18 protein-coding genes and 1 pseudogene are annotated in these 22,343 nt (G+C 69.4%); 10 read left to right on the forward strand and 9 right to left on the reverse strand.

All coding sequences use genetic code 11. The annotated features are described in order from the left end of the window. Window positions 1-571: 571 nt before the first annotated feature. Window positions 572-1,153 carry a hypothetical protein gene (locus OC490_RS42110; RefSeq protein ID WP_262063343.1) on the forward strand — a complete coding sequence of 194 codons (582 nt, stop codon included), beginning with the start codon at window positions 572-574 and terminating at the stop codon, window positions 1,151-1,153. A gap of 314 nt (window positions 1,154-1,467) precedes the next feature. Here the strand turns inward: OC490_RS42110 and OC490_RS42115 are convergent, their stop codons facing one another. Next, on the reverse strand, window positions 1,468-1,959 hold the full coding sequence (locus OC490_RS42115) for a nitroreductase family deazaflavin-dependent oxidoreductase (protein WP_262063344.1): 492 nt from the start codon (window positions 1,957-1,959) through the stop codon (window positions 1,468-1,470). 944 nt (window positions 1,960-2,903) lie between these two features. On the opposite strand from OC490_RS42115, the gene OC490_RS42120 reads away from it, so the two are divergent. From OC490_RS42120 to OC490_RS42130, 3 genes are all read left to right on the forward strand, one after another. After that, complete coding sequence (locus OC490_RS42120) at window positions 2,904-4,661, forward strand: GAF domain-containing protein (RefSeq protein ID WP_410099249.1); 1,758 nt, start codon at window positions 2,904-2,906, stop codon at window positions 4,659-4,661. A gap of 251 nt (window positions 4,662-4,912) precedes the next feature. After that, on the forward strand, window positions 4,913-5,767 hold the full coding sequence (locus tag OC490_RS42125; RefSeq protein WP_262063346.1) for a slipin family protein: 855 nt from the start codon (window positions 4,913-4,915) through the stop codon (window positions 5,765-5,767). A 287-nt stretch (window positions 5,768-6,054) separates the two neighbouring features. After that, window positions 6,055-6,435 (forward strand): STAS domain-containing protein, encoded by a 381-nt coding sequence (locus tag OC490_RS42130; protein ID WP_262063347.1) that lies wholly within the window; start codon window positions 6,055-6,057, stop codon window positions 6,433-6,435. A gap of 61 nt (window positions 6,436-6,496) precedes the next feature. Here the strand turns inward: OC490_RS42130 and OC490_RS42135 are convergent, their stop codons facing one another. Next, entirely contained in the window at window positions 6,497-6,706 is a 210-nt protein-coding gene (locus OC490_RS42135) for a hypothetical protein (protein WP_262063348.1), read from the reverse strand. Window positions 6,707-7,672: 966 nt separating this feature from the next. Here OC490_RS42135 and OC490_RS42140 point away from each other — a divergent pair. The 3 genes from OC490_RS42140 to OC490_RS42145 all read left to right on the forward strand — a co-directional run bounded on the left by OC490_RS42140 (window position 7,673) and on the right by OC490_RS42145 (window position 10,997). After that, a complete protein-coding gene (locus OC490_RS42140; protein ID WP_262063349.1) occupies window positions 7,673-8,068 on the forward strand; it encodes a luciferase family protein in 396 nt (131 codons plus the stop codon). Between the two features lie 30 nt (window positions 8,069-8,098). Then, entirely contained in the window at window positions 8,099-8,311 is a 213-nt protein-coding gene (locus tag OC490_RS49665) for a three-helix bundle dimerization domain-containing protein (protein ID WP_410099250.1), read from the forward strand. Between the two features lie 250 nt (window positions 8,312-8,561). Next, window positions 8,562-10,997 (forward strand): hypothetical protein, encoded by a 2,436-nt coding sequence (locus tag OC490_RS42145; RefSeq protein ID WP_262063350.1) that lies wholly within the window; start codon window positions 8,562-8,564, stop codon window positions 10,995-10,997. Between the two features lie 411 nt (window positions 10,998-11,408). Here the strand turns inward: OC490_RS42145 and OC490_RS42150 are convergent, their stop codons facing one another. After that, window positions 11,409-11,657, reverse strand: coding sequence for a hypothetical protein (locus OC490_RS42150; protein ID WP_262063351.1), 249 nt, complete (start codon window positions 11,655-11,657; stop codon window positions 11,409-11,411). Here OC490_RS42150 and OC490_RS42155 point away from each other — a divergent pair. After that, window positions 11,631-12,103, forward strand: a pseudogene (locus tag OC490_RS42155) (iron-containing alcohol dehydrogenase); the annotation flags it as partial. The gene OC490_RS42150 and the pseudogene OC490_RS42155 sit on opposite strands and share 27 nt — an antisense overlap. Before the next feature lie 453 nt (window positions 12,104-12,556). Here the strand turns inward: OC490_RS42155 and OC490_RS42160 are convergent. Together OC490_RS42160 and OC490_RS42165 are read right to left on the reverse strand one after the other, a co-directional pair. After that, a complete protein-coding gene (locus tag OC490_RS42160; protein WP_262063352.1) occupies window positions 12,557-13,885 on the reverse strand; it encodes a class I SAM-dependent RNA methyltransferase in 1,329 nt (442 codons plus the stop codon). Window positions 13,886-14,003: 118 nt separating this feature from the next. Further along, window positions 14,004-16,055 carry an APC family permease gene (locus OC490_RS42165; protein WP_262063353.1) on the reverse strand — a complete coding sequence of 684 codons (2,052 nt, stop codon included), beginning with the start codon at window positions 16,053-16,055 and terminating at the stop codon, window positions 14,004-14,006. A 370-nt stretch (window positions 16,056-16,425) separates the two neighbouring features. Between OC490_RS42165 and OC490_RS42170 the strand changes: the two genes are divergently transcribed. Then, window positions 16,426-17,097, forward strand: a complete 672-nt coding sequence (locus OC490_RS42170) for a potassium channel family protein (protein ID WP_033283949.1) — start codon at window positions 16,426-16,428, stop codon at window positions 17,095-17,097. Continuing rightward, a complete protein-coding gene (locus tag OC490_RS42175; protein WP_019061074.1) occupies window positions 17,097-17,774 on the forward strand; it encodes a potassium channel family protein in 678 nt (225 codons plus the stop codon). The genes OC490_RS42170 and OC490_RS42175 overlap by 1 nt, the downstream gene beginning before the upstream one ends. 79 nt (window positions 17,775-17,853) lie before the next feature. Here OC490_RS42175 and OC490_RS42180 read toward each other — a convergent pair whose 3' ends face one another. From OC490_RS42180 to OC490_RS42195, 4 genes are read right to left on the reverse strand one after another with little or no spacing between them, the layout of a single operon-like run. Next, complete coding sequence (locus OC490_RS42180; protein ID WP_262063354.1) at window positions 17,854-18,615, reverse strand: DUF3159 domain-containing protein; 762 nt, start codon at window positions 18,613-18,615, stop codon at window positions 17,854-17,856. Between the two features lie 3 nt (window positions 18,616-18,618). Further along, window positions 18,619-19,017 carry an OB-fold nucleic acid binding domain-containing protein gene (locus OC490_RS42185; protein WP_262063355.1) on the reverse strand — a complete coding sequence of 133 codons (399 nt, stop codon included), beginning with the start codon at window positions 19,015-19,017 and terminating at the stop codon, window positions 18,619-18,621. Between the two features lie 45 nt (window positions 19,018-19,062). Further along, complete coding sequence (locus OC490_RS42190) at window positions 19,063-19,746, reverse strand: response regulator (RefSeq protein ID WP_019072966.1); 684 nt, start codon at window positions 19,744-19,746, stop codon at window positions 19,063-19,065. Further along, entirely contained in the window at window positions 19,743-22,319 is a 2,577-nt protein-coding gene (locus tag OC490_RS42195; protein ID WP_262063356.1) for a sensor histidine kinase, read from the reverse strand. The genes OC490_RS42190 and OC490_RS42195 overlap by 4 nt, the downstream gene beginning before the upstream one ends. Window positions 22,320-22,343 lie beyond the last annotated feature (24 nt).

Raw genomic sequence — 22,343 nt, forward strand, 5'->3', positions numbered from 1 at the left:
CCGCCCCTGTATCGTTGTTCGCCGCCAACAGCCCGTCAAGGCATGCTCCGGCCCGGAACATCGGTGATGGAATGGCCCACGGCCGCCGCCGCATGCAGCCGAACACGGGCGGCGGCCGTACGTGCGAAGACGACACCGAGGTCCCCTCCCTCGCCGTCTCGCACTGACCCGTCCTCACCACCCACCCGGGGTGTACCGGGGTACACCCCGGGCTCGAAAAAGGGCCGGGGAGGACGAAGGACTGGAGCTGCATTGTCGGTGACGCGGCTCCAGCCCGCTCACAGTGGTCGGATGGTCACTGTGGCCCGGGGGCAGGGGGCCGAAAGCCGAAAGATGCGGGTCGGCAGCTGTTCACCAACTACAACTACATGGTGATGCGCGCGAGCCTCGTAACGGAGCCTATACCCGGCCTGGTGACGGCGACAGTGGGCGATTCCGGGCACGCCACCAGACCCGACCGCCCAGGGATCCAGATCAGGTGCTGCCGCACGGCTCGGCGTTGTTTTTTCGGCGAGAACCGCATCTGCCCCGACACGCCCGTCTTCCCGCTACCCGCGGCAGGATGACAGCCATGAACCAGCTGTGGGTCGCTGTCCTGCCCACCGTCGCTGCAGGCGTCTTCGGTATCGCCGGAACCATCGCCGGCCGCCGCCAAACCACCGACGAGGCAGCCGTCGAACACGACCAGTGGCTACGTGGACAGCGTCAGACCGCCTACCTGGACGCCCTCGACGCCATGGACGCGGCCCTGCGTGACTTCGCTGCCCTGAGAGAGGACTGGAACCGCCGGTACGAGAACGCCATGACGGGCGGAGGAGGCGAGGAAGGCTTCCAGGAGCACATCGCCGAGGAGTTGGACGGCATTTCGCGGGCAGTGGACAAGCCGCTGGAACGCGCCCGCCTCCTCAGCGCGACCGACGTTGACGAGGCTCTTCAGGTGGCGAGCACGGCGTACGAGGCAATGCTCCGGTACCTGGAGGGGCAGCTCGACGAACCCGCCCAGGACCGTGGATGGACGCGCTGGGAAGACGCCCGTAACACGGCGCGGGAAGCGCGGGCACGAGTGATGGTGGCGTGCCAGAAGAAGGTGCAGGATCCGCCCCGGCCGGGCCGCCGTACAGGCCGCGCACCCTGGCGGCGGCCAGCGCGTTGAGGACTGGGTGCACGACGGGACCGGCCAGAGGGAGAGCCCAGGGGCGGACCGGCCACGAGGCCCTGATCCCGGCGCACGAAGGCCCGGCTACCAGAACATCGACCCTCTACAGTCCCGGGGCCGACAGTGGTGAGCTCGCATGTTCAACCGTCGCCGATGTACCCGCGGTCGAGAACCAACGTCCCTCTCCGCAGCCGATGGACGCGGCGACCCGGGGAACTTGCGACAGTTGAATACGCGAACTCACCAACGTGGGACCCCGTGTTGGCTGCTGCTACGCCCATCCGCTCACGCATCGCGGATCAGTTGCGCCGTCATGCGTCCGGCGCACCGGCTCTGGGCGCGAGGACCACCACTGCGGTCTCGGACGGTCGTAGCGTCGCGTAGGCGTCCAGGTTCGTGTCGATCTCGCGCCAGCGGGCCCACAGCCGCGACCGCTCGTCGCCGGTTGCGGCGTGGCCTCGTACCGGCCGCCGCCCGTCGACGAGATCGACGGTCGCGTCCGGGTGCGCCTGCAGGTTGAGCCACCAGGCGGGCTCACCCTCGCCCCACCCGTTCATCGCCAGGGAGACCAGATTCGGGCCGTCCTCGACATACGCGATGATGACGCTGCGTTGCCGCTCGGTACGGCGCCCGGTGGTGGTCAGCCGCAGCGTGCCCCACTTGGTGGCGCGCGGTCGCCACAGCCCGACCCTGCCACCGAAGACCCGGTACACGCCCCGGTGCACCGACCAGGCCAGTCGGATGAACCAGCGCGGCGGAAGCCACGGTGTCTTCTGCGACTTCGCCCTGCGTTCGTCCGCCATGGCGACCTCCCCTACGCGTGGTCGGCTGCGGTCACGAGCAGCACGCTAGCCGCAGGCGTGGACGGCCGGTAGAGCCGAACGGCCCGCCGGCAGACGTCGCACAGCACTGCGGCCCTGCCAGTCGAGGGGAGCGGACGGCAGGATGAGAGCAGTGAACCGGGCAGGGGCGCAGCGGGTTCCAACGACCGTCTCACGCCGGTTCCACAACCAACACGTTCCGCTACTTCCGCGGGGTACGCCGACGGGGCGGTTTCCTCCAGCGGCTTTCGGCCATGAGCCGTACGGGGCCATCCGGCGTGCGGAGGAGCTGCATGCCGACGGAGAAGGCCGACCATGCAGGCCGAGACGTCCCCGTGGGCGGCGGGAGCCATGAGGGCCGCGCCGCCGAACCCGACCCACAATGCTCGGTGGCCCGAGCCCACGAGAACCCGCGCCACCACTGCCATCAGGGCAACCGCATCGCAAGCATGCCTGGATGATCTATCCCAAGGAGTGCTGTGGTTCGTGCGTCGAGCGTGGACAGCGCTCGCCCACGGTCAGGCGCTGTCCGGTGCCGCGCATACCAGTCGTGCCGCCGGCGGTAGCGGTGCGTGCTGAGGGCAGGCTTCGAACGCCTGGATCGCCAGCCCCGCGAACCGCCGTGGGGCCATGACCTGGGTGTCGGCCGATCCTGTGCAAGTCCGCAGACCTCGTTCGCCACGTGCCCCGCACGCCCGCCACGGGCACCATGCTGTGGAGCGACCGCCGCCACCGCCTCTCGTGGCATCTGCCCTAGGGCCGCGCACTCCGACTCATTGACACGCGGGAGGCGCCGCACCGGCGAGGAGTCACTCGGGCCCAGGGAGACCCGTCCGGTCCCGTCATGGATGCCGACAGTACTGACTTGACGTGAACGTTTGCCCACGGTTCGCACCCATGAGGGTCACGGGTGGCCCGCCCGGTGCATGCTGGAGAGCGCGGGGGCACTTGCCTTCCCGAGGGGAGCACACGTGGACGGGCACACGGGCGCTGCACCGCGGGAGGGAGCTGCGGCGCCGCAACTGCGGCTGGATGACCTGCTGGACGATCTGCAGGCGCAGATCGCGCGGGTACGTGCCACCCAACAGCGTGTGCACGCGCTGCTGGAGGCGGTCCTGGCCGTCGGCACCGATCTGGACCTGGCCGTGGTGCTGCGACGGGTCGTGCAGTCGGCGGTCACCCTGGTGGATGCCGAGTACGGGGCGTTGGGGGTCCTGGGCGAGGAAGGCGGCCTGAAGCAGTTCGTCACGGTAGGCATGGACGAGGAGACCATCGCCGCCATCGGGCACCACCCACAGGGCCGGGGCATCCTGGGACTGCTGATCCGCGAGCCCCGCTCACTGCGGCTGGCCGACCTCACCACGCACCCGGACGCCACCGGTTTCCCGACGGGACATCCGGCGATGCACAGCTTCCTGGGTGCCCCCGTACGGGTTCGTGAGGCGGTGTTCGGCAACCTGTACCTGACCGGCAAGCGCGGCGGCGCGCAGTTCGACACCGACGACGAGGTGGTGCTGGCGACCCTGGCCGCCGCGGCCGGAGTGGCGATCGACAACGCCCGCCTGTACGACGCCGTCCAGCGCCGCGAACGCTGGCTGACGGCCAGCGGCGAACTGACCCGCAGCCTGCTGCGCGGAACGGACCCCGCGGAGGTCCTCGACGCCTTCACCGCCACGGTCCGCGAGATGGCCGACGCCGCTCTGGTGACCCTCGCCGTGCCCGTTCCCCACACCTCGGCCCTGGTCGTCGAGGCCGCCGCCGGCAAGGGCACCGACCGCGTACGCGGCCTGGTCCTGCCGGACACCAACCTGGCCGCGAAGGTCTACAGCTCCGGGGAGACCGTCACCACCGACGACTGGAGCACCGACCCCCGAACGGAACACGACACCACCCCGCTCCCCCCGGGGCCGGCCTTCCTCGTCCCGCTCGGCACCCCCGAGCACGTACGCGGCGTGCTCCAGGTCTCCGGTCTTCCCGGCCGCCCCGCCTTCGCCGACGCGGTCGTCGCCATGATCGCCGGATTCGCCAACCACGCCGCGCTCGCTCTGGAGATCGCCGAACACCGTCGCGCGGCCGAACAGCTCCTGATCGTGAGCGACCGCGACCGCATCGCCGGTGACCTGCACGACCTGGCCGTCCAGCGGCTGTTCTCCGCAGGACTGTCCCTGCAGTCGCTCCGCGCACAGTGCGCCGACCGCCCTCGGGCCACCGTGCGCATCGAAGGGGTCGTGGACGACCTCGACGAAGCCATCAAAATCATCCGATCCACGGTCCACGCCCTCAAGCCGCACGACACCACCACCCGTGCCGCCAGCAACACCAACCTGCGGACCCGGCTGGTCGCCGAGACAAGCCGGGTCTCCGCAGACCTGGGCTTCAGCCCCTCACTGCGGATGACCGGCCCGCTGGACACCCTGGTCACCGACGACATCGCCGACCAACTGCTCGCCGTACTACGCGAAGCCCTCACCCGCACCGCCCGGCATCCCCACGCCGACACTGTCGACGTCGCCGCCGAGGCCACCAACACCCGCCTGACACTGCGGGTCACCGACGACGGCCGCGGCATCGACCCCGCCCGCACCCGTGCCACGGAACTCGGCGGCACCCTCACCCTCACACCCCGCCGTCCCACCGGCACCACCCTGGAGTGGGCCGTCCCCCTCTTCGCCGGCAACGGCTGAACCTCCCCGGCCGGACCCCGGCGCTCAGAGGACCGTTCGGCCCAAGCGGCAGACGCTCGCGGCAAGGGAAGCTGAGTACATGGCGGGCCCGCGGTCCGCACCGCGCTCCGGCCAGGTGACAGCACGGCTCTCCACGAGGAAGCCCGCACCCCGACAACGTGCCGGTGCCCCGTGGCTCACGCGCCGCCGCCCCAACCCCGTCCCGGGACCTCGCGCGACAACGACGTGGTCCTCATTCCGAGGAGCAGCTCATGGGAGTTCTGGTCTTCCTTCTGGTCGTCGTCGCGATTCTTGCCGTCCTGGCACTCGCGATGGCCGTGAAGATCGTCAAGCAGTACGAGAACGGCGTGCTGTTCCGCTTCGGCCGCCTGGTCGGAACCCGGTCTCCGGGGCTGCGGATCATCATCCCGTTCGTGGACGTCCTGCACCGGGTGTCCCTGCGGATCGTCACCATGCCGATCCAGTCCCAGGGGATCATCACCCGGGACAACGTGAGTGTGGACGTGTCCGCGGTCGCCTACTTCCGGGTGGTCGACGCGGTGAAGTCGGTCATCGCCGTCGAGAACGTCCACGCGGCGATCAACCAGATCGCCCAGACCACCCTGCGGAAGGTCGTCGGACAGCACACGCTGGACGAGACCCTCTCCGAGACCGACCGCATCAACCTCGACATCCGCGAGATCCTCGACGTCGCCACCGTCGAATGGGGCGTGGAGGTCACCCTGGTCGAGCTGAAGGACATCCAGCTGCCCGACAGTATGAAGCGCGCCATGGCCCGCCAGGCCGAGGCCGAGCGGGAGAAGCGAGCGAAGATCATCAACGCGGAGGGCGAGTCCCTGGCCGCCGCCGCACTCGGCGACGCCTCCGACACGATGATGGCCCACCCCCTGGCCCTCCAACTCCGCAACCTGCAGAGCCTGGTGGAGATCGGCGTCGACAAGAACACCACCGTCGTCTTCCCCGCCCCCCTCATGAGCACCATCGGCGAACTCGGCTCCTTCCTCGCCCGCGAGACGGCGGCGGCCTCCTCCCCGGCGCCCCCTGCCGAGCTCCTCGCCAAGACGATCCCCGGCCCCACGTCGAACGGAATTCCCGAGACCGTGTGACCGCCGTACCCGTAGGGGCGTTGCCCGGCCACGCGCGTGGCCGGGCAACGCCCCTACGGGCAACAGCCCCTTGCTGTACGAATGCCTCGCACGATCGAGACCCACATGTCAAGCATGCGCACCGAAAATCGCCTCACCGAGTGAACCGCCCGCACAGAGAACCGTTTTGTCATGCAAGAGGCACCAATGGGCCATACGCTGGCGGCCTGTTGCCGCCCCGGCCCCTGGTGGCGAAAGCGTCCCCGCTCCCGAAGCATCGGGCAGCCGGACTCACCGGGGGAAACGCCGTGCAACAGAGCAGCAGTGCATGGCCCATTGGGCACATCCACAGCCAACAGGTCAGTGGAATCACCGTCATCGAGTTCCACGGCGAGATCGACATCGCCGCCGCCCAACAGATCCTGCCGGACCTGGACGCCGCGACAGCCGCGCCGGGGCGCACCGTGGTCATCGACCTGACCCCGGTCGAATTCTTCGACGCCTACGGCCTACGACTCCTGTGCCACGCCGAACGACGGGTCACGGAGCGGCACGGATGGCTGCTACTCGTCTGCCCGCATCCGATGATCCTGAAGATCCTGCGCGCGGGAAACCTCATCGGCCGGTTCACCCCGCTCGCCGCACTCGAAGACGCCCTGGCACTCGCCGACTCGGAGGCCACAGGCTGACGCGCGGACCGGACGGGACAGTCTGAACAGGGTCGGACCGGACGGAAGAGGCGGGACTCGGTCAGTCCGATGCGTCCAGGCACTGTACGGCCAAGTCCCTGAGCCGGGTCTCCTTGGCGTCCAACTGCCTGCCCTCGGTGTGCCAGCGGTGCCGGGCCTGAGATCGCCAGCGGGCCGGCTCACGCCGCCGCCAGTCCTCACGGGAGAACGCGGTACACACATCCTCGACCACCAGCATCATCACGTTCGGCAACCGGAGCGCGGCCTCCACACCAACGGTGCGTCGCGCGCACGGCAGGCTGACAACGGTCGTGGGACGCCGACGCGACCGACGCCAGGGAACCGTGCTCACGGCAACCACCTCCGGGGGTCCTCCTCACGGCCCGCGCGGCAGCCCTGCTCCCGCACGACCGGGGCGTGCGGTCATCCTGCGCGCCCAGCGGACGCGGCAACAGAGGCCGACCGGCCCCATACCGAACCAAACGGCAGCTGTCGGTCACGTGGAACAGCCGCTTGTCCACCTGGTGAGCTTCGAAACCTCGATGTCGCCCCGCGAGGGTGAGGTGGTGCAGGTGGGCGAAGGCGTGCTCGGCGCGAGCATGGACCTTGCGATGGGAGGCGTTGCGCTCCCCTACTTGGCGAGCATAGGGCGGGGACGGCCCGGTCCGGCAGTGCCGTGCATCCGTTGCAGGGCCGACCAGCCGAGGCAGGGGCCCGGGAATACCGGGTGTGGCGGCCGTCGCCCTTTCGTCGGCGATGGCGACGGCCGCCTGCGCGAGGACTCGCGTCCCCCCAAGGCCGCAAGGTCTCGCGCGGGATCGTCCTCATGGCCCGCAGGGCGTGCGGGAGTGCGCCCCACTCGAACGGGCCGGAGGACGAGGGATCATGGTCCGCGCAATCGTTCGCGAGAGGCGGGTTCCGGTTTCCCCTGGTGGTTCGGTTGTCTTCCAGGCCCAGGGACAGGGGGCCGGACAGCTGACACTCGTCAGCAGGCTTACTGATACTCGGCAAGCAGGACAGGGCCATACGCTCGAAGTCCCAGAACGTGGCGGACGGCCCTGACAGCCGGTGTCGGCCGCCACTGAACTCTGGTTCGCACGACGCCGAAAAGCCTGCGCTCAGTGTGACGCCCCAAGCCGGTTGCCCATCCGCGCGATTCAGCCAATCGGACATTGCTGCCCGGTTACGGATATCTCACCTTCTGGTGGCCGTGGAGTGAGCTGGTCATGATGGGCGCATGACGTTGGCCGCGCGTGCACTCACGCAACTGGCAACCTGGCCCGGCCTCACCGAGGCGGAGCCGAGTTGCGTCACCGGCCGCGCGCTCACCTCCGCCCACGGCGAGATCGCCCACTTCCATTCCGACCGGGACATTGACCTGCACCTCACAGCGAGGGCCGTCCGACAGTTCGAAGAGCACCTCACGAGCGCCCCCGCCGTCGTTCTCGTACCCGGCTCGCCATGGGTGACGCTGCACCTGGACGTCGCCGCGGACGTCGATCTGCTCATGACCCTGGTGAGCCTTGCCCTGCACGCGCACCAGGCACGGCCGGTTCCCGGCGACGGCCCACGAGCACGGTGCAACGATCAACACAGTGCGACACTTCCGCGTGAGAACCTCAGCGGAAGCTGAGTCGCACCCTCCCAGGCAGGTGGCGTCGTGGTGGACAGGGCACACGAAGAAGACGCCATCCGCCGAGTCGTGGAGCGCCTTACAAACGCCTTCAGCGCGTCACACGACCCGGCCGAGGTCGAAGCAGCCGTAGCCAAAGCCCACGCGTCGTTCGATGACCGGCCCGTACGCGAGTTCGTCCCCGTGCTGGTCGAGCGCAAAGCACGGAGCTTCCTCGACAGTCACCCAGCTGACGAAGCGTAGGCAGTAGAGCGGGACGGTCGGCCTCGAGAGGCCATCGCCCCTTACACCACCCTCTCGCCGTCCATCAGTGAACACAACGGCCAACCGCAAGCAGGCATTTTCGGCAGCCCACCTGCCATTCTCCGGCCCTGCCCGGCCAGCTCGCGCCAGGGTGCGGTTCCGGCTCTGGATGGCACAGCTCGACAAACCTCCGAAAATTGGCCGATACATGGAGGACTCAGATGTTGCGGACAACTTCATACTCACAGTCATGCAACGCAGGCGCGTCAGCGCGCGGGGGCGGGAGGGCTACGGCCTGGTCGTGGCGGCGGCTCTCCTCGCCGGCGGAGCGGCCGGTCTGTCCGGAGTGTGGTTGCCCGGAGTGTGGGCGGCCCTTGTGACAGCGAGTGCCGCTGTGGTGGCCGGCGTGTTCGCGGAACTGGGTGTCACGCGCCATGCCTCAGCTGTCGCCGACTCGGACCAGTGGCCGAATCTGCTGTACCTGGACAGCGGACGACGACTCCCCGTGGTGAGAACAACGGATCCGATAACGCTCGGTGTGCACCGCGCGGCCAGCGGTCCTGGTATACCCGCAGATCTGCCCCCGTTCGTCCGCCGGGACATCAGCGACCAACTGGAGGAGTGCCTGGCTCCGGGGCGATTCGTTCTGCTGGTGGGGGAATCGACGGCGGGCAAGACCCGCATCGCCTACGAAGCGATGCTCGCGCGGGCGGGGAACTGGCCATTGATCGTCCCCAACGGGATCGCAGGAGTGCCCGCCGCACTCGACGCGACCCGGACCGTCCGTCGCCCGGCGGTGGTCTGGCTGGACGACCTGGAGAAGTTCCTCGGCAGTGACGGGCTGTCACCCACACACATCCAGAATCTGCTCCACGGTGGGCGCCGACCGCACCTCGTCCTGGCCACGCTACGAGCCGAGGAGTACACCCGGCTGACGGGCATTGGCCAGGGCCCTCCCGGCAGCCCTCCGACTGTGGACCGTCGACGCGGCGGCGAGGAGGTCCTGCGGCTGGCCGAGCAGATTCAGCTGGCGCGCGCCTGGTCTCCTCGTGAGAAAGCAGACGCCCAGCAGGACATCTACACGGCCGATCCGCGCATCCGCGAGGCCCTGAAGCACATCGACCGGTTCGGTCTCGCCGAATACCTGGCGGCCGGACCCCAGATGCTCCAGGAATGGTGCAATGCCTGGGCCGTGGGCAACCGTCCGCGCGGAGCTGCCCTTGTCGCCGCCGCCGTCCTCGCACGCCGGTGCGCCATCCACCGCTCCTTGCCCGAGACGCTCCTCGCCCGCATCGCCCAGCCCATCCTGGAACAGCACGGCGGCACCAGGCTGCGTCCCGAATCCCTGACGTCGGCCCTTGGCTGGGCCACCACCCCGGTGCATGCGACCAGCAGCCCCCTCCTCCCGGAGGACAACGACGGATACATCGCGTTCGACTACCTCATCGACGCCCTCCCCAAAGACCCGCCGCCGGCTGCGGCGCTGGACGCACTCCTCTCGTTCGCCACCGAGGACGAGGCCATCGACCTGGCCGAACTCGCCGGGGGCTGGTGCCGCTTCGTGCAGGCACGCGCCGCCTGGCAGCGTGCGCTCGGCCACCCTGATCACGAGCGTCGTGCTTATGCCTTGGACAATCTCGCCAGCCTGATCGCCGTGTGGCGGGGTGACGACCAGGCACGGGACTTCTTGATCAGTACTGAGCGGGAGCGCACCGCACGGCTGGGAGCCGAGCACCTGGAAACCCTGGACGCGCGGCTGACGCTCGCCGAATGGACCGGTTGGGGAATCGACGTCCGCGAAGGAATACGGCAGGCGCAGGACCTCTTGCAGCCTCTGCGTAATGTGGGGAAGAGCGGCGCGGCGCAGCTGTTGCGATGCCGCGGCCTCATCGCAATGAGCCGGGGAAATCTCGGAGAGTGGTGCGCTGTAGAGCCCGAACTGGCCCAACAGATCCAGGAGTGGGGCACCCTGACGGAAACCGACGCAGCCGAGACGCTGTACAGCATCGTCAGGCATGCCCACTGCCTAAGCCGTATGGGCCGGCAGGACGAACAGATTGCGCTGTTGCGCGAGCTACTGGACGATCCACGCTTTGTCGGCGCGAAAGACCGCGAAGGCACGCTCGCCCAACTCGCCAACGCACTGCAAGAGGCCGAACGGTACGAAGAGGCTGCGGAACTGTTCCGTCAACTCCAGCACATAGGAGAAAGTCGGCATGGCGCCGCGCACGGCGCCGCGCTCTCCCCCCGATTCCACCTCGCGTCCTGTATCGGCCATCTGGGAGATCCCGCGAAAGCTGTCCGCATTCTCGATGACGTCGTGCGTCTGCAAGAGACCACCGGCCACGAGACGGGCGTCATCCAGGTGCTCCTGCGCCAGCGGCTCTACACCTGGACCGGCATGGCGGGCGACCCGCACGCCGCCGCCACCCGGCTCCACGACCTGGCCAAGGCGAGCGAAACAGCCCTGGGACAACACGCCCACGCCACCCTCGCCTGCCGCAGCCGCGCCGCCCACTGGGCCGCAGCAGCCGGCGACATCCCGCACGGAATCGAGGAACTCACCCGCCTACTCGCCGAGTTCGAACGACGCTTCGGCCCCGACGACCCCGAAGCCCGAGCCAGCCGCAAAAGCCTTGACCACTGGCGCACGCACACCCGGCAAGACCACCCGCCCGCGAGCTGAACGAGCGGCTGCGGCGGGCCTTCCGGGCACCGCCCGGAGCCGGACCATCCCGCAAGCCGATTCGTGGGTACGCTGCCCTGCCCGGCGTCGCCGACGCCGAGCCGCTGTCGAACTGTCGGCGTGCCGTACCCCCGCTGTCCACAGGTTGTGACGATCCGCCAGCCCTGTCTCTCAAGCGCCAGTCTCGGCGGAGAAGAGCGCGATGCGGCTGTCCTCCTTGTCGATGACGTGGCCTTCGGTTAGGACCTTGCTCGGGATGCCTGCGGACGTGACTCAGTGCTCAGTCGCATACCGCGCCCCTGCGCTCCGGTGACTGCGAGCCAGCAGCGCCGGCCTCACGGCCTGGAGGCGGTGTCGGAACCCTGAACCGTGGGGTGCACCGGCCCGGCCCGGCGTACCCCACGAGAAGGCTCACGTGGAGATTGCCGCGGCGGAGTCGGTGGAGTCGCTGGTATCCGGTGCTCCCGGGCGGACGAGCAGGCCACAGAGAACGGCGCCGACGGCGAAGATGGCTCCGGCCCAGGCGAAAGCGGTGGTGTAGCTGTGGATCGCGGCATTGGCGAGGGCATCGGGGGTGGGGGTCCTGCCCTTGGTGTAGCTGCCGGCGGCATCGGCGTGGACGATGCTGAGCAGGGCAACCCCTTCCTCGGCATCGTCCACGCCATGTCCCACACCCCTCGGCGCCACCTTCCACCTCGCGCACGGCCGCACCAACGCGGTCCTGCTGCCCCACGTCATCCGCTACAACGGCACCGTCCCCACGAAATTGACCGGCTGGCCCAAGTACGAGAACTACCGCGCCCCGGAACGCTTCCAGGACATCGCCCGCACCCTCTCACTGCCCGCCGCCACCCCGGCCGAGGGCGTCGAATCGCTCGCCGGCGCGGTGTAACGCCTCCGCACAGCGGTCGGCATCGAACCGACGTTCAAAGCCCTCGACGTCGACGAGCGCACCTTCCTCCACCCACTGCCCCAGCAGGCGCTGAACGCCTACGAGGACCAGTGCGCCCCCGGCCAACCCGAGGATGCCCATGCTCGACGACATGCAGCACCTCATGCAGGCGGCCTACTACGGCAACGACGGCGACCACCGCTCGGACCACTGACGAGGACTGAGCCGAGAGCAGACCACAGAAATGCTGGAAAGAGGGCCGAAGGAGGAGAACCGCAGGACGCTCCTTCCCGGAACACGGACCGTCCGGACCTCCCTCAAGGCCCGGCGAGAGAGTGACGCGGCGTCAGCCCAAGCCGTCCTCGGCAGCGCGCCACCCGCTCCGGCGGGCCAGGGACGCGAAGAGCTCACGGATGTACATCCGACCGACGAACTCAGGCCCCGGCGCCCCGGCTGCGCCGGGCGCTCCGCTCATGCGGCTGAGCATGACTGCTTGGCGGCACCCCTGCCTCACAGCCTTACCCATCAGAGCGCCTGACCAGCGACGCAACGTACCTGACATTCCATCAGAACGAGCGTCAAATGAGCGTCACGAGCGTCATTTCGGCGTCAAGATATCGCCCGTAACGCCCACACCGCACATAATGCGCACGCACAAAACCGCAGGTCAGGACAGCTTGGCCACCGGCTCAAGGATCGCGACACACTCCACATGATGAGTCATCGGAAACAGATCGAACGCCCGCAAAGTCCGCACCCGATACCCCCCGTCCCGGAAATACCCCAGGTCCCGAGCCAACGCCGCCGGATCGCACGCCACGTACGCGATCTTCCGCGCCCCCAGTGACGACAGGTGCTCCACCGTCTTCTTCCCGGCTCCCGAGCGAGGCGGGTCGAGGACGATCAGGTCGACCTCGCTGATCCCCGTCTTCGGGAGCACGCTCTCGACCTTGCCCTGCTCGATCCTCACCCGCTCGAACCCGGCGAGGTTGTGCCGCGCGTCCTCGACCGCGCGCTTGCCGGACTCGATGCCGAGGACCGCGCCCTTGTCGCCGAGGCGGTCGGCGAGGGCGCCCGCGAAGAGGCCGACGCCGCAGTACAGATCCAACGCCATGTCGCCCTTGCGCGGCAGCAGGCCCTGCATGACCGCCTTGACGAGGGTGTCCGCGGCCATCGGGTGGACCTGCCAGAAACCGCCGCTGCCGACGCGGTACGTACGGCCGTCGGCGCGCTCGCGGACGAACGCGCGGCCGTGGACGCGGTGGATGCCGCCGTCGTGCTCCTCGACGCGCATGACGGAGACAGGGCGGTCGAGTTCGACCAGGGGGAGGCGGGCTCCCGGCCTCGGCTCCAGAATCACCATGCGGTCCTGCGAACCCGTCGCCGCGATCACGTCCACCGACGCCATGCCGGACCAGTCGCGCTCCTCGATGCCCAGCTCGCTGACGCCCGGCGCCGCGATCATGCAGTGCTCGACCGGCTCGACCTCGTGCGAACGGTGCCTGCGCAGACCGGCGTTGCCGTCGACGTCCACCGCGTACTGGACGCGTGTGCGCCACTGCGGTACCTGGCCCGCGGGCAGCTTGTCGCCCTCGGCCGGCATCACCGTGCCGTCCCAGCCGGCCTCCTCGGGCGTGAGACCCGCGAGCCGCTGCAGCTGCTCGGCGATGACCTCGCCCTTGAGGCGACGCTGGGCGCCGGGCTTCGCGTGCTGCCAGTCGCAGCCGCCGCAGCGGCCGGGGCCGGCGTAGGGGCAGGGCGCCTCGACGCGGTCCTTGGACTCCTCCAGGATCGTCACGGCGTCGGCCCGCAGGAACCGCGCGCCCTCCTCGCCGTCGGTGACCCGAGCGATCACGCGCTCACCGGGCAGCGTGTGCCGGACGAACAGCACCTGGCCCTCGGCCGTACGGGCGATGCAGTGCCCGCCATGGGCGACGGGGCCCACCTCGACCTCGTACTCCTCCCCCACCAGCGATTTCTTCGGTTCTGCCTGCATGGCGGGGTGACTCCACAACGTCAAAGGGGGAACGGCCGGACAACAGCCCACCAGTCTACGTGGGCCCTGCCCGACCGCTCACCACAAAGCCGTCCCGGCCGGGACCAGCTGGTCCCGGCTAGAGCTTGGACTTCGGAGCCTCGCTGGGCCGCTCCTCCGCCGGCCCCCGCCGCACCGCACCCGGCGCGCTCCACTCCTGCCGCTTGCGGGCCCGGTTCTTCGCCGCCTCGGAGGACTCCAGCTGGTACGGCACCGACGTCACCATCACGCCCGGCGTGAACAGCAGCCGGCCCTTCAGCCTGAGCGCGCTCTGGTTGTGCAGCAGGTGCTCGTACCAGTGGCCCACGACGTACTCGGGGATGATCACGGACACCGCGTCGCGCGGCGACTCCTTCCGCAGGCTCTTCACGTACTCGATGATCGGCCGCGTGATCTCCCGGTACGGCGAGTCCAGCACCTTCAGCGGTACGTCGATCCCGCGCCGCTCCCACTCCTCGCGCAGTGCCTTGGTCTCCGCCGGGTCCACGTTGACGCTGAGCGCCTCCAGGGTGTCCGAGCGCATCAACTTGGCGTAGGCCAGGGCCCGTAGAGCCGGGCGGTGGATCTTGGAGATGAGGACCACGGAGTGGACGCGGGACGGGCGGAGGCTGTCGTCGCTCGGGCCCTCGGGGGCCGCGATCTCCTCGGAGACCCGGTCGTAGTGCTTACGGATCGCGGTCATCGTGGCGTAGAAGATGCACATGCCGAGCAGCGCCACCCAGGCGCCGTGCGTGAACTTCGTGACCAGGACGACGACCAGCACCAGGCCCGTGAAGAACGCGCCGAAGGTGTTGATCGCGCGCGAGCGGACCATGTGGCGGCGCTTGGCCGGGTCCTTCTCGGTGGCGAGGTGGCGGTTCCAGTGCCGGACCATGCCGGTCTGGCTGAGGGTGAACGACACGAACACGCCCACGATGTACAGCTGGATCAGGCGGGTCGAGTCGGCGCCGTAGATCGCGATCAGCAGGGTGGCCGTACCGGCGAGCAGCACGATGCCGTTGGAGAAGGCCAGGCGGTCGCCTCGGGTGTGCAGCTGGCGCGGGAGGTAGCGGTCCTGGGCGAGGATCGAGCCGAGCAGGGGGAAGCCGTTGTAGGCCGTGTTGGCGGCCAGGAACAGGACCAGCGCGGTGGCCGCGGCGAGGACCACGAACAGGAAGCTGCCCTTGCCGAACACCGCCTCGGCGACCTGGGAGATCACCGGGTTCTGGACATAGCCGGAGCCGATCGCGACGCCGTTGTGGAGGAGGTCGGTGGCCGGGTTCTCGGCCATGCGGACCTTGGTGGTCATGGCGAGGGCGATGATTCCGCAGAACATCGTCACGGCCAGCAGGCCCATCGCCGCGAGGGTGGTCGCCGCGTTCTTCGACTTGGGCTTGCGGAAGGCCGGGACGCCGTTGGAGATCGCCTCGACGCCGGTGAGGGCGGCACAGCCGGAGGAGAAGGCGCGCAGCATCAGGAAGACCAGCGCGAAGCCCGCGAGGCCCTGGTGCTCGGCCTTGATGTGGTAGTCGGCGGTCGGCGCGCGCATGGTGTCGCCGAGGACGAGTCCGCGGAAGGCGCCCCACGCGATCATGACGAAGACGCCCGCGACGAAGACGTAGGTCGGGATCGCGAACAGCGAGCCGGACTCCTTCACCCCGCGCAGGTTCATCAGTGTGAGGAGGACGACTACGGCGACCGCGCAGATCACCTTGTGCTCGACCACGAAGGGGATCGCGGAGCCGAGGTTCTCGATGCCGGAGGCGATCGAGACGGCGACGGTGAGGACGTAGTCGACGAGCAGGGCGCTGGCGACGGTGAGGCCGGCCTTGGGGCCGAGGTTGGTGGTGGCCACCTCGTAGTCGCCGCCGCCGCTGGGGTAGGCGTGGACGTTCTGCCGGTAGGAGGCGACCACGGTGAACATCAGCACCACGACCGCGAGCGCGATCCAGGGGCTGAAGTGGTACGCCGACACGCCCGCGATGGAGAGGACCAGCAGCACCTCGCCGGGCGCGTAGGCCACGGAGGACAGCGGGTCGGAAGCGAAGACGGGGAGTGCGATGCGCTTCGGCAGGAGCGTTTCGCCCAACCGGTCGCTGCGCAGCGCGCGCCCGATGAGGATGCGCTTGGGCACGTCGGTCAGTTTGGACACAACAGAGGATCGTAGGCCTTCGAACAGGCGATCCTCTACTCGCCACCTGCCTGAGCCCTGTCATCTGCCTCACGGGTGAAATCGATGACGAGTGGAGTTGCGGATTCCGTCGGGAGTGACGACTCCGTGTCTATATGACAAAACCCCGCTCCCGTCGCCCTCCTGGAGGTTCCATGCCCTCGACCGCAGAGCTGATCGGCGCCCTCGCCGCCCTGGCCGGCCTCGGAATCCTCACCCTGGCCAGTGTGCGCAGCATCGGGCGCCGCTGACGCACAGGGGTGCCCCGGAAGGGCCGGACGTGTGTACTTTGGCCTCGGTCTGAGACCCTGATGGGGCTGAGCATTGATTTCAGGACACCGGAAGGACGGTCGTGCACATCGTCATCATGGGCTGCGGCAGAGTGGGTTCCGCTCTCGCCCAGACCCTGGAGCAACAGGGGCACACGGTCGCCGTGATCGACCAGGACCCCACCGCCTTCCGTCGGCTGGGCCCGGGATTCGGCGGTCGCCGGGTCACCGGGGTCGGCTTCGACCAGGACACGCTGCGCGAAGCGGGCATCGAGGAGGCGGGCGCGTTCGCGGCCGTCTCCAGCGGTGACAACTCGAACATCATCTCCGCGCGGGTGGCCCGCGAGATGTTCGGCGTCGAGAACGTCGCGGCCCGTATCTACGACCCCCGCCGTGCCGAGGTCTACCAGCGCCTGGGCATCCCCACCGTCGCCACGGTCCGCTGGACCGCCGACCAGATGCTGCGCCGGCTGCTGCCCTCGGGTGCGGAGCCGCTGTGGCGGGACCCCACCGGCGGTGTCCAGCTCGCCGAGGTGCACGCCTCGGCGGCCTGGGTCGGCCAGCGGATCAGCAAGCTGCAGGAGGAGACGGGCGTCCGCGTGGCGTTCCTCACCCGTCTCGGCGAGGCGATGCTGCCCTCTTCGCAGACCGTGTTGCAGGAGGGCGACCTCGTGCACGTGATGATGCGTACGGACGAGGTCGACAAGGTCGAGGCGGCGTTCGCCAAGGGTCCCGAAGAGGAGGGCGGTCACTGATGAGGGTCGCCATTGCCGGAGCCGGCGCGGTCGGACGTTCGATCGCCGGTGAGCTGTTGGAGAACGGTCACGAGATCCTTCTCATCGACAAGGCCCCGACCGCGATCTCGGTCGAGCGGGTCCCTCAGGCGGAGTGGCTGCTGGCCGACGCCTGCGAGATCACGTCCCTGGACGAGGCGGCGCTCCAGCGCTGCAACGTCGTGATCGCCGCGACGGGCGACGACAAGGTCAACCTCGTCGTCTCCCTCCTGGCGAAGACGGAGTACGGCGTCCCGCGCGTCGTGGCCCGCGTCAACAACCCGAAGAACGAATGGCTCTTCAACGAGTCCTGGGGCGTCGACGTGGCCGTCTCCACCCCCCGCCTGATGTCGGCCCTGGTCGAGGAAGCGGTCTCGGTCGGCGACCTGGTCCGTCTGCTCCGCTTCAGCCACGGCGACGCGAACCTGGTGGAGCTGACGTTGCCGGAGGAGTCGGCCCTGGCCGGCACCCAGGTCGGCGACGTGGAGTGGCCCGAGGACACCTCCCTGGTCACGATCATCCGCGGCACCCGCGTCCTGACCCCGTCCCGCGAGGACTCCCTGGAGGCGGGCGACGAGCTGTTGTTCGTGGCGGCTCAGGCGCGCGAGGAGCAGTTGGAGGACCTGTTGTCGGTGCGCCGGGAGGATGCGGCGAGCTAGTCCGGTTCTACGACGAAGAGGGCGCCCCGGGATCTCGGGGCGCCCTCTTCGTCGTAGCGGAAACTAGTCGTAGCGGAAACTATGCGTCCCGCCGGTGACGACCCTCCGCCGTGGCAGCAGCCGCCGCCTTGCGTTCCTTTTCCGCCTGTTCCTCCGCCTCCATCTCCGCGAACACGTCGATGGGGGCGGGCGCCTTCGCGAGGAAGACCCACGTCAGCCAGACGGCCAGCAGGAACGGCGGGATCTTCAACGCGACCAGGACCCAGCCGAGTTGGGCGGTGTTGGCCCACCAGTAGAGCGGGAAGAGGATCGCGCACTTGGCGAGCAGGATCAGGCCCCAGGCCCAACTGGCCTTGGCGTAGGCCTTCTTGCGGCCGGGGTTGCGCTTCCGCCAGGAGAGGTTCTCCTTGAAGACCGGGCCGAGGATCAGGCCGATCAGCGGGACGCCCGCGAGGGTCGTGATGATGTACGCCAGCGCCAGGCCCAGCGTGTAGAGCATGCCGGGGAGGTAGAAGTTCTTGGCGTTGCCGGTCATCATCGCGAAGACGACACCGAAGGCGACGCCGAAGACACCGCTGAAGGCGTGCTTGACCGTGTCGCGCTTCACCAGCCGGACCACGACCAGGACCAGGGACACGGCCAGGGCGGCGATCGCCGACCAGTGCAGGTCCTTGTTGATCGTGAAGATGGTGACGAAGAGGAGGCCGGGCAGGACCGTTTCGATCATGCCGCGCAGCCCGCCGAACGCCTCGAAGAGGGCCGCCTCGGTCACCGCCCGGACATCCTGCTCGGTGTCTTCGGCGTCCACGGTCTCTGTGGTCGGCTTGTCGAGCGACGTCACCGGCTACTCCCGTCCGAGGGGTCTCAGTTCGTATTTCGGGTTGAAGAGCACCCGGCGGCCTCTGCTCATGGAGATCCGGCCGGACGCGATCAGCTTGCGCCCCGGTTCTATGCCCACGATGGAACGCCTGCCGAGCCACACCACGTCCAGGGCGGCGGAGCCGTCGAACAGCTCGGCCTCCAGGGCCGGGACTCCAGCCCGGGGGCGCAGCGTGACCGTGCGCAAGGTACCAGTAACCGTCACGATCTGTCGGTCGTGGCAGTCGCCGATCCGGACACAGCCCTCGGTCGCGGTGTCCTCACGCAGCTCTTCCGACTCCAGGTCCTCCTGCGAGGTGGAGAGCCGGTCGAGCATGCGCCGGAACCGTCCGGCCGGCTTTTCGGAACGAGGGACAGCGCTCATATCTGAAGCGTACCGGGGTCCACCGACAGCGACGTACCCACGTCCTCAGCGCTCGAACCGGTAGCCCATCCCGGGCTCCGTGATGAAGTGCTTCGGGTGCGCGGGGTCCGTCTCCAGCTTGCGCCGCAGCTGTGCCATGTAGACGCGGAGGTAGTTCGTCTCGGTCCCGTAGGACGGCCCCCACACCTCCTGCAACAGCTGTTTCTGGCTGACCAGTCGCCCGGTGTTGCGCACCAGCACCTCCAGCAGATGCCACTCCGTGGGGGTGAGCCGTACGTCCCGCCCGTCCCGCTGGACCTTCTTGGCGGCCAGGTCGACGGTGAACTCCTCGGTCTCGACCAGGACGTCGTCCTCGCCGCCCCCGGTGGGCTCGGCCCGGCGCACGGCGGCCCGCAGCCGGGCCAGCAGCTCGTCCATGCCGAAGGGCTTGGTGACGTAGTCGTCGGCGCCCGCGTCCAGCGCCTCCACCTTCTCGTCCGAGGAGTGCCGGGCGGACAGCACCAGGATCGGCACCCGGGTCCAGCCGCGCAGCCCCTTGATCACCTCGACGCCGTCCATGTCGGGCAGCCCCAGGTCGAGGACGACCACGTCGGGGTGGCGGGAGGCGGCGAGGTCGAGCGCGGTCTTCCCGTCGGCCGCCGCGTCGACCTCGTACTTCCGCGCCTTGAGGTTGATCACGAGGGCCCGCACGATCTGCGGCTCATCCTCGACCACGAGGACCCTGGTCATGAGACCTGCCTTTCCGGTTGTACGTCTTTCACGTCATGCCCGTCTTCTACGGCACTGTCCTCCGGCGCGAACTCCAGTGGCTTGGCCGCGCGGAGCGTGAGGACCATGGTGAGGCCGCCGCCGGGCGTGTCCTCGGCGTTCAGGGTGCCGTTCATGGCCTCGGTGAAGCCACGCGCCACGGCGAGGCCGAGCCCCACTCCGGCACCGCGCGGGGCGTCGCCGTAGCGCTGGAAGGGCTCGAAGATGCGGTCCTTGGCCTCGTCCGGGACTCCGGGGCCCCGGTCGACCACCCGGACCTCCACCCGGTCGGCGATGGCGCTGGCGGACACCAGGACGGGTCTGTCCGGCGGGCTGTACTTGACCGCGTTCTCGACCAGGTTGGCCACCGCCCGCTCCAGCAGCCCCGGGTCCACGGCGACCATGGGCAGTGTCTCCGGGATGTCGAGTTCGGCGCTGCCCTCGGGGACCCCGACGAGCGCCATGGGCACCACCTCGTCGAGGTCGATCTCCCGGACGATCGGGGTCACCGTGCCGGTCTGCAGGCGGGACATGTCGAGGAGGTTGCCCACGAGGTGGTCGAGCCGGTCGGCGCCCGCCTCGATGCCCTCCAGCAGCTCGGCCTGGTCCTCCTCGGACCAGGCCACGTCGTCGGACCGCAGACTAGACACGGCCGCCTTGATGCCGGCCAGCGGAGTCCGCAGATCGTGGCTCACGGCTGCCAGGAGGGCCGTACGGATGCGGTTGCCCTCGGCGAGGGCGCGGGCCTGGTCGGCCTCCTCGCGCAGGCGTCTGCGGTCCAGTACGACGGCGGCCTGCGCGGCGAAGGCGGCCAGGACCCGGCGGTCGGAGGCGGGCAGCACCCGGCCGGTCAGCGCGAGGGCCATGTGGTCGCCGACCGGCATGTCCACATCGCCGTCCTCGGGCCGCTCCAGCGGCACCCCGACGCCGACCCGGCCCGCGCAGGTCCAGGGGTCCACGTCGCTCTTGCGCTCCAGCAGCGCCACGGACTCCATGCCGAAGGTCTCCCGGACCCGCTCCAGGAGCGCTTCGAGGCTGGTCTCGCCGCGCAGCACGCTGCCCGCGAGGAAGGACAGGATCTCGGACTCGGCGCGCAGTCTGGCGGCCTGCTGGGTGCGCCGCGCGGCCAGGTCGACGACGGAGGCCACGGACACGGCGACCCCGACGAAGATCGCGATGGCGACGATGTTCTTGGGGTCGGCGATGGTCAGCCGGTGCAGCGGAGGCGTGTAGTAGTAGTTCAGCAGGAACGACCCGAGGGCCGCCGAGACCAGTGCCGGCAGCAGCCCGCCGAGCAGCGCCGCCGCGACGGTCAGGGACAGGAACAGCAGCATGTCGTTGGCGAGCCCGAGGTGGATCGCGTTCAGCAGGAGCGCGAGGCCCACCGGCCCGACCACTCCGACCACCCACCCCGAGACGATCCGGGCCCGGCCGAGCCGCGCGCCCCGGGCCACCGGCAGTCCGCGGCCCTTGGCGACCTCTTCGTGGGTGACGATGTGGACGTCCAGGTCGGGACCGGACTCGCGGGCCACCGTGGTGCCGACGCCGGGCCCGAAGACGTACTGCCAGGTCTTGCGGCGCGAGGAGCCCAGGACGATCTGGGTGGCGTTGACCCCGCGCGCGAAGTCGAGCAGCGCGGCCGGGATGTCGTCGCCCACTACGTGGTGGAAGGTGCCCCCGAGGTCCTCGATCAGGGTGCGCTGCTGGGCCAGTTCCTTCGGGGAGGCGGAGGTCAGGCCGTCGCTGCGGGAGATGTAGACGGCCAGCACCTCGCCGCCGGCCCCCTTCTCGGCGAGTCGCGCGGCCCGCCGTATCAGGGTCCGTCCCTCCGGGCCGCCGGTCAGTCCTACGACGATCCGCTCGCGCGAACCCCAGATCGCCGACACCTGATGCTCGCTGCGGTACTCCTGGAGGTATTCGTCGACCCGGTCGGCCACCCACAGCAGGGCCAGCTCCCGCAGGGCGGTGAGGTTGCCGGGGCGGAAGTAGTTCGAGAGGGCCGCGTCGACCTTGTCGGGCTGGTAGATGTTGCCGTGCGCCATCCGCCGGCGCAGTGCCTGTGGCGACATGTCGACCAGTTCGATCTGGTCGGCCCGGCGGACGACCTCGTCCGGCACGGTCTCCTGCTGGCGCACCCCGGTGATCGACTCGACGACGTCGCCGAGGGACTCCAGGTGCTGGATGTTGACGGTCGACACCACGTCGATGCCGGCCGCGAGCAGTTCCTCGATGTCCTGCCAGCGTTTGGTGTTGCGGGAGCCCGGGATGTTGGTGTGGGCCAGTTCGTCCACCAGGGCGACGGCGGGGGCCCGGCGCAGTACGGCGTCGACGTCCATCTCGGTGAAGACGGTGCCCCGGTAGGCCAGCTCCGCGCGCGGGACCTGCTCCAGGCCGTGCAGCATCACCTCGGTGCGGGCCCGGCCGTGGTGCTCCACGAAGGCGACCACGCAGTCGGTGCCCCGCTCCACCCTGCGGTGGGCCTCGGACAGCATGGCGTACGTCTTGCCGACGCCCGGTGCCGCACCGAGGTAGATCCGAAGCTTGCCGCGTCCCATGGCCCCATTGTCTTCCCGTCACAC

The sequence above is a fragment of the Streptomyces sp. STR69 genome, from assembly GCF_024519455.1.
GTDB lineage: Bacteria > Actinomycetota > Actinomycetes > Streptomycetales > Streptomycetaceae > Streptomyces.

What these genes read in the sequence shown, in the direction of transcription:
- OC490_RS42160 (WP_262063352.1), bottom strand. Translation starts at nt 13,885, where the DNA reads ATGCAGGCAGAACCGAAGAAATCGCTGGTGGGGGAGGAGTACGAGGTC.
- OC490_RS42110 (WP_262063343.1), top strand. Translation starts at nt 572, where the DNA reads ATGAACCAGCTGTGGGTCGCTGTCCTGCCCACCGTCGCTGCAGGCGTC.
- OC490_RS42120 (WP_410099249.1), top strand. Translation starts at nt 2,904, where the DNA reads ATGCTGGAGAGCGCGGGGGCACTTGCCTTCCCGAGGGGAGCACACGTG.
- OC490_RS42140 (WP_262063349.1), top strand. Translation starts at nt 7,673, where the DNA reads ATGACGTTGGCCGCGCGTGCACTCACGCAACTGGCAACCTGGCCCGGC.
- OC490_RS42195 (WP_262063356.1), bottom strand. Translation starts at nt 22,319, where the DNA reads ATGGGACGCGGCAAGCTTCGGATCTACCTCGGTGCGGCACCGGGCGTC.
- OC490_RS42185 (WP_262063355.1), bottom strand. Translation starts at nt 19,017, where the DNA reads ATGAGCGCTGTCCCTCGTTCCGAAAAGCCGGCCGGACGGTTCCGGCGC.
- OC490_RS42125 (WP_262063346.1), top strand. Translation starts at nt 4,913, where the DNA reads ATGGGAGTTCTGGTCTTCCTTCTGGTCGTCGTCGCGATTCTTGCCGTC.
- OC490_RS42190 (WP_019072966.1), bottom strand. Translation starts at nt 19,746, where the DNA reads ATGACCAGGGTCCTCGTGGTCGAGGATGAGCCGCAGATCGTGCGGGCC.
- OC490_RS42175 (WP_019061074.1), top strand. Translation starts at nt 17,097, where the DNA reads ATGAGGGTCGCCATTGCCGGAGCCGGCGCGGTCGGACGTTCGATCGCC.
- OC490_RS42115 (WP_262063344.1), bottom strand. Translation starts at nt 1,959, where the DNA reads ATGGCGGACGAACGCAGGGCGAAGTCGCAGAAGACACCGTGGCTTCCG.
- OC490_RS42145 (WP_262063350.1), top strand. Translation starts at nt 8,562, where the DNA reads ATGCAACGCAGGCGCGTCAGCGCGCGGGGGCGGGAGGGCTACGGCCTG.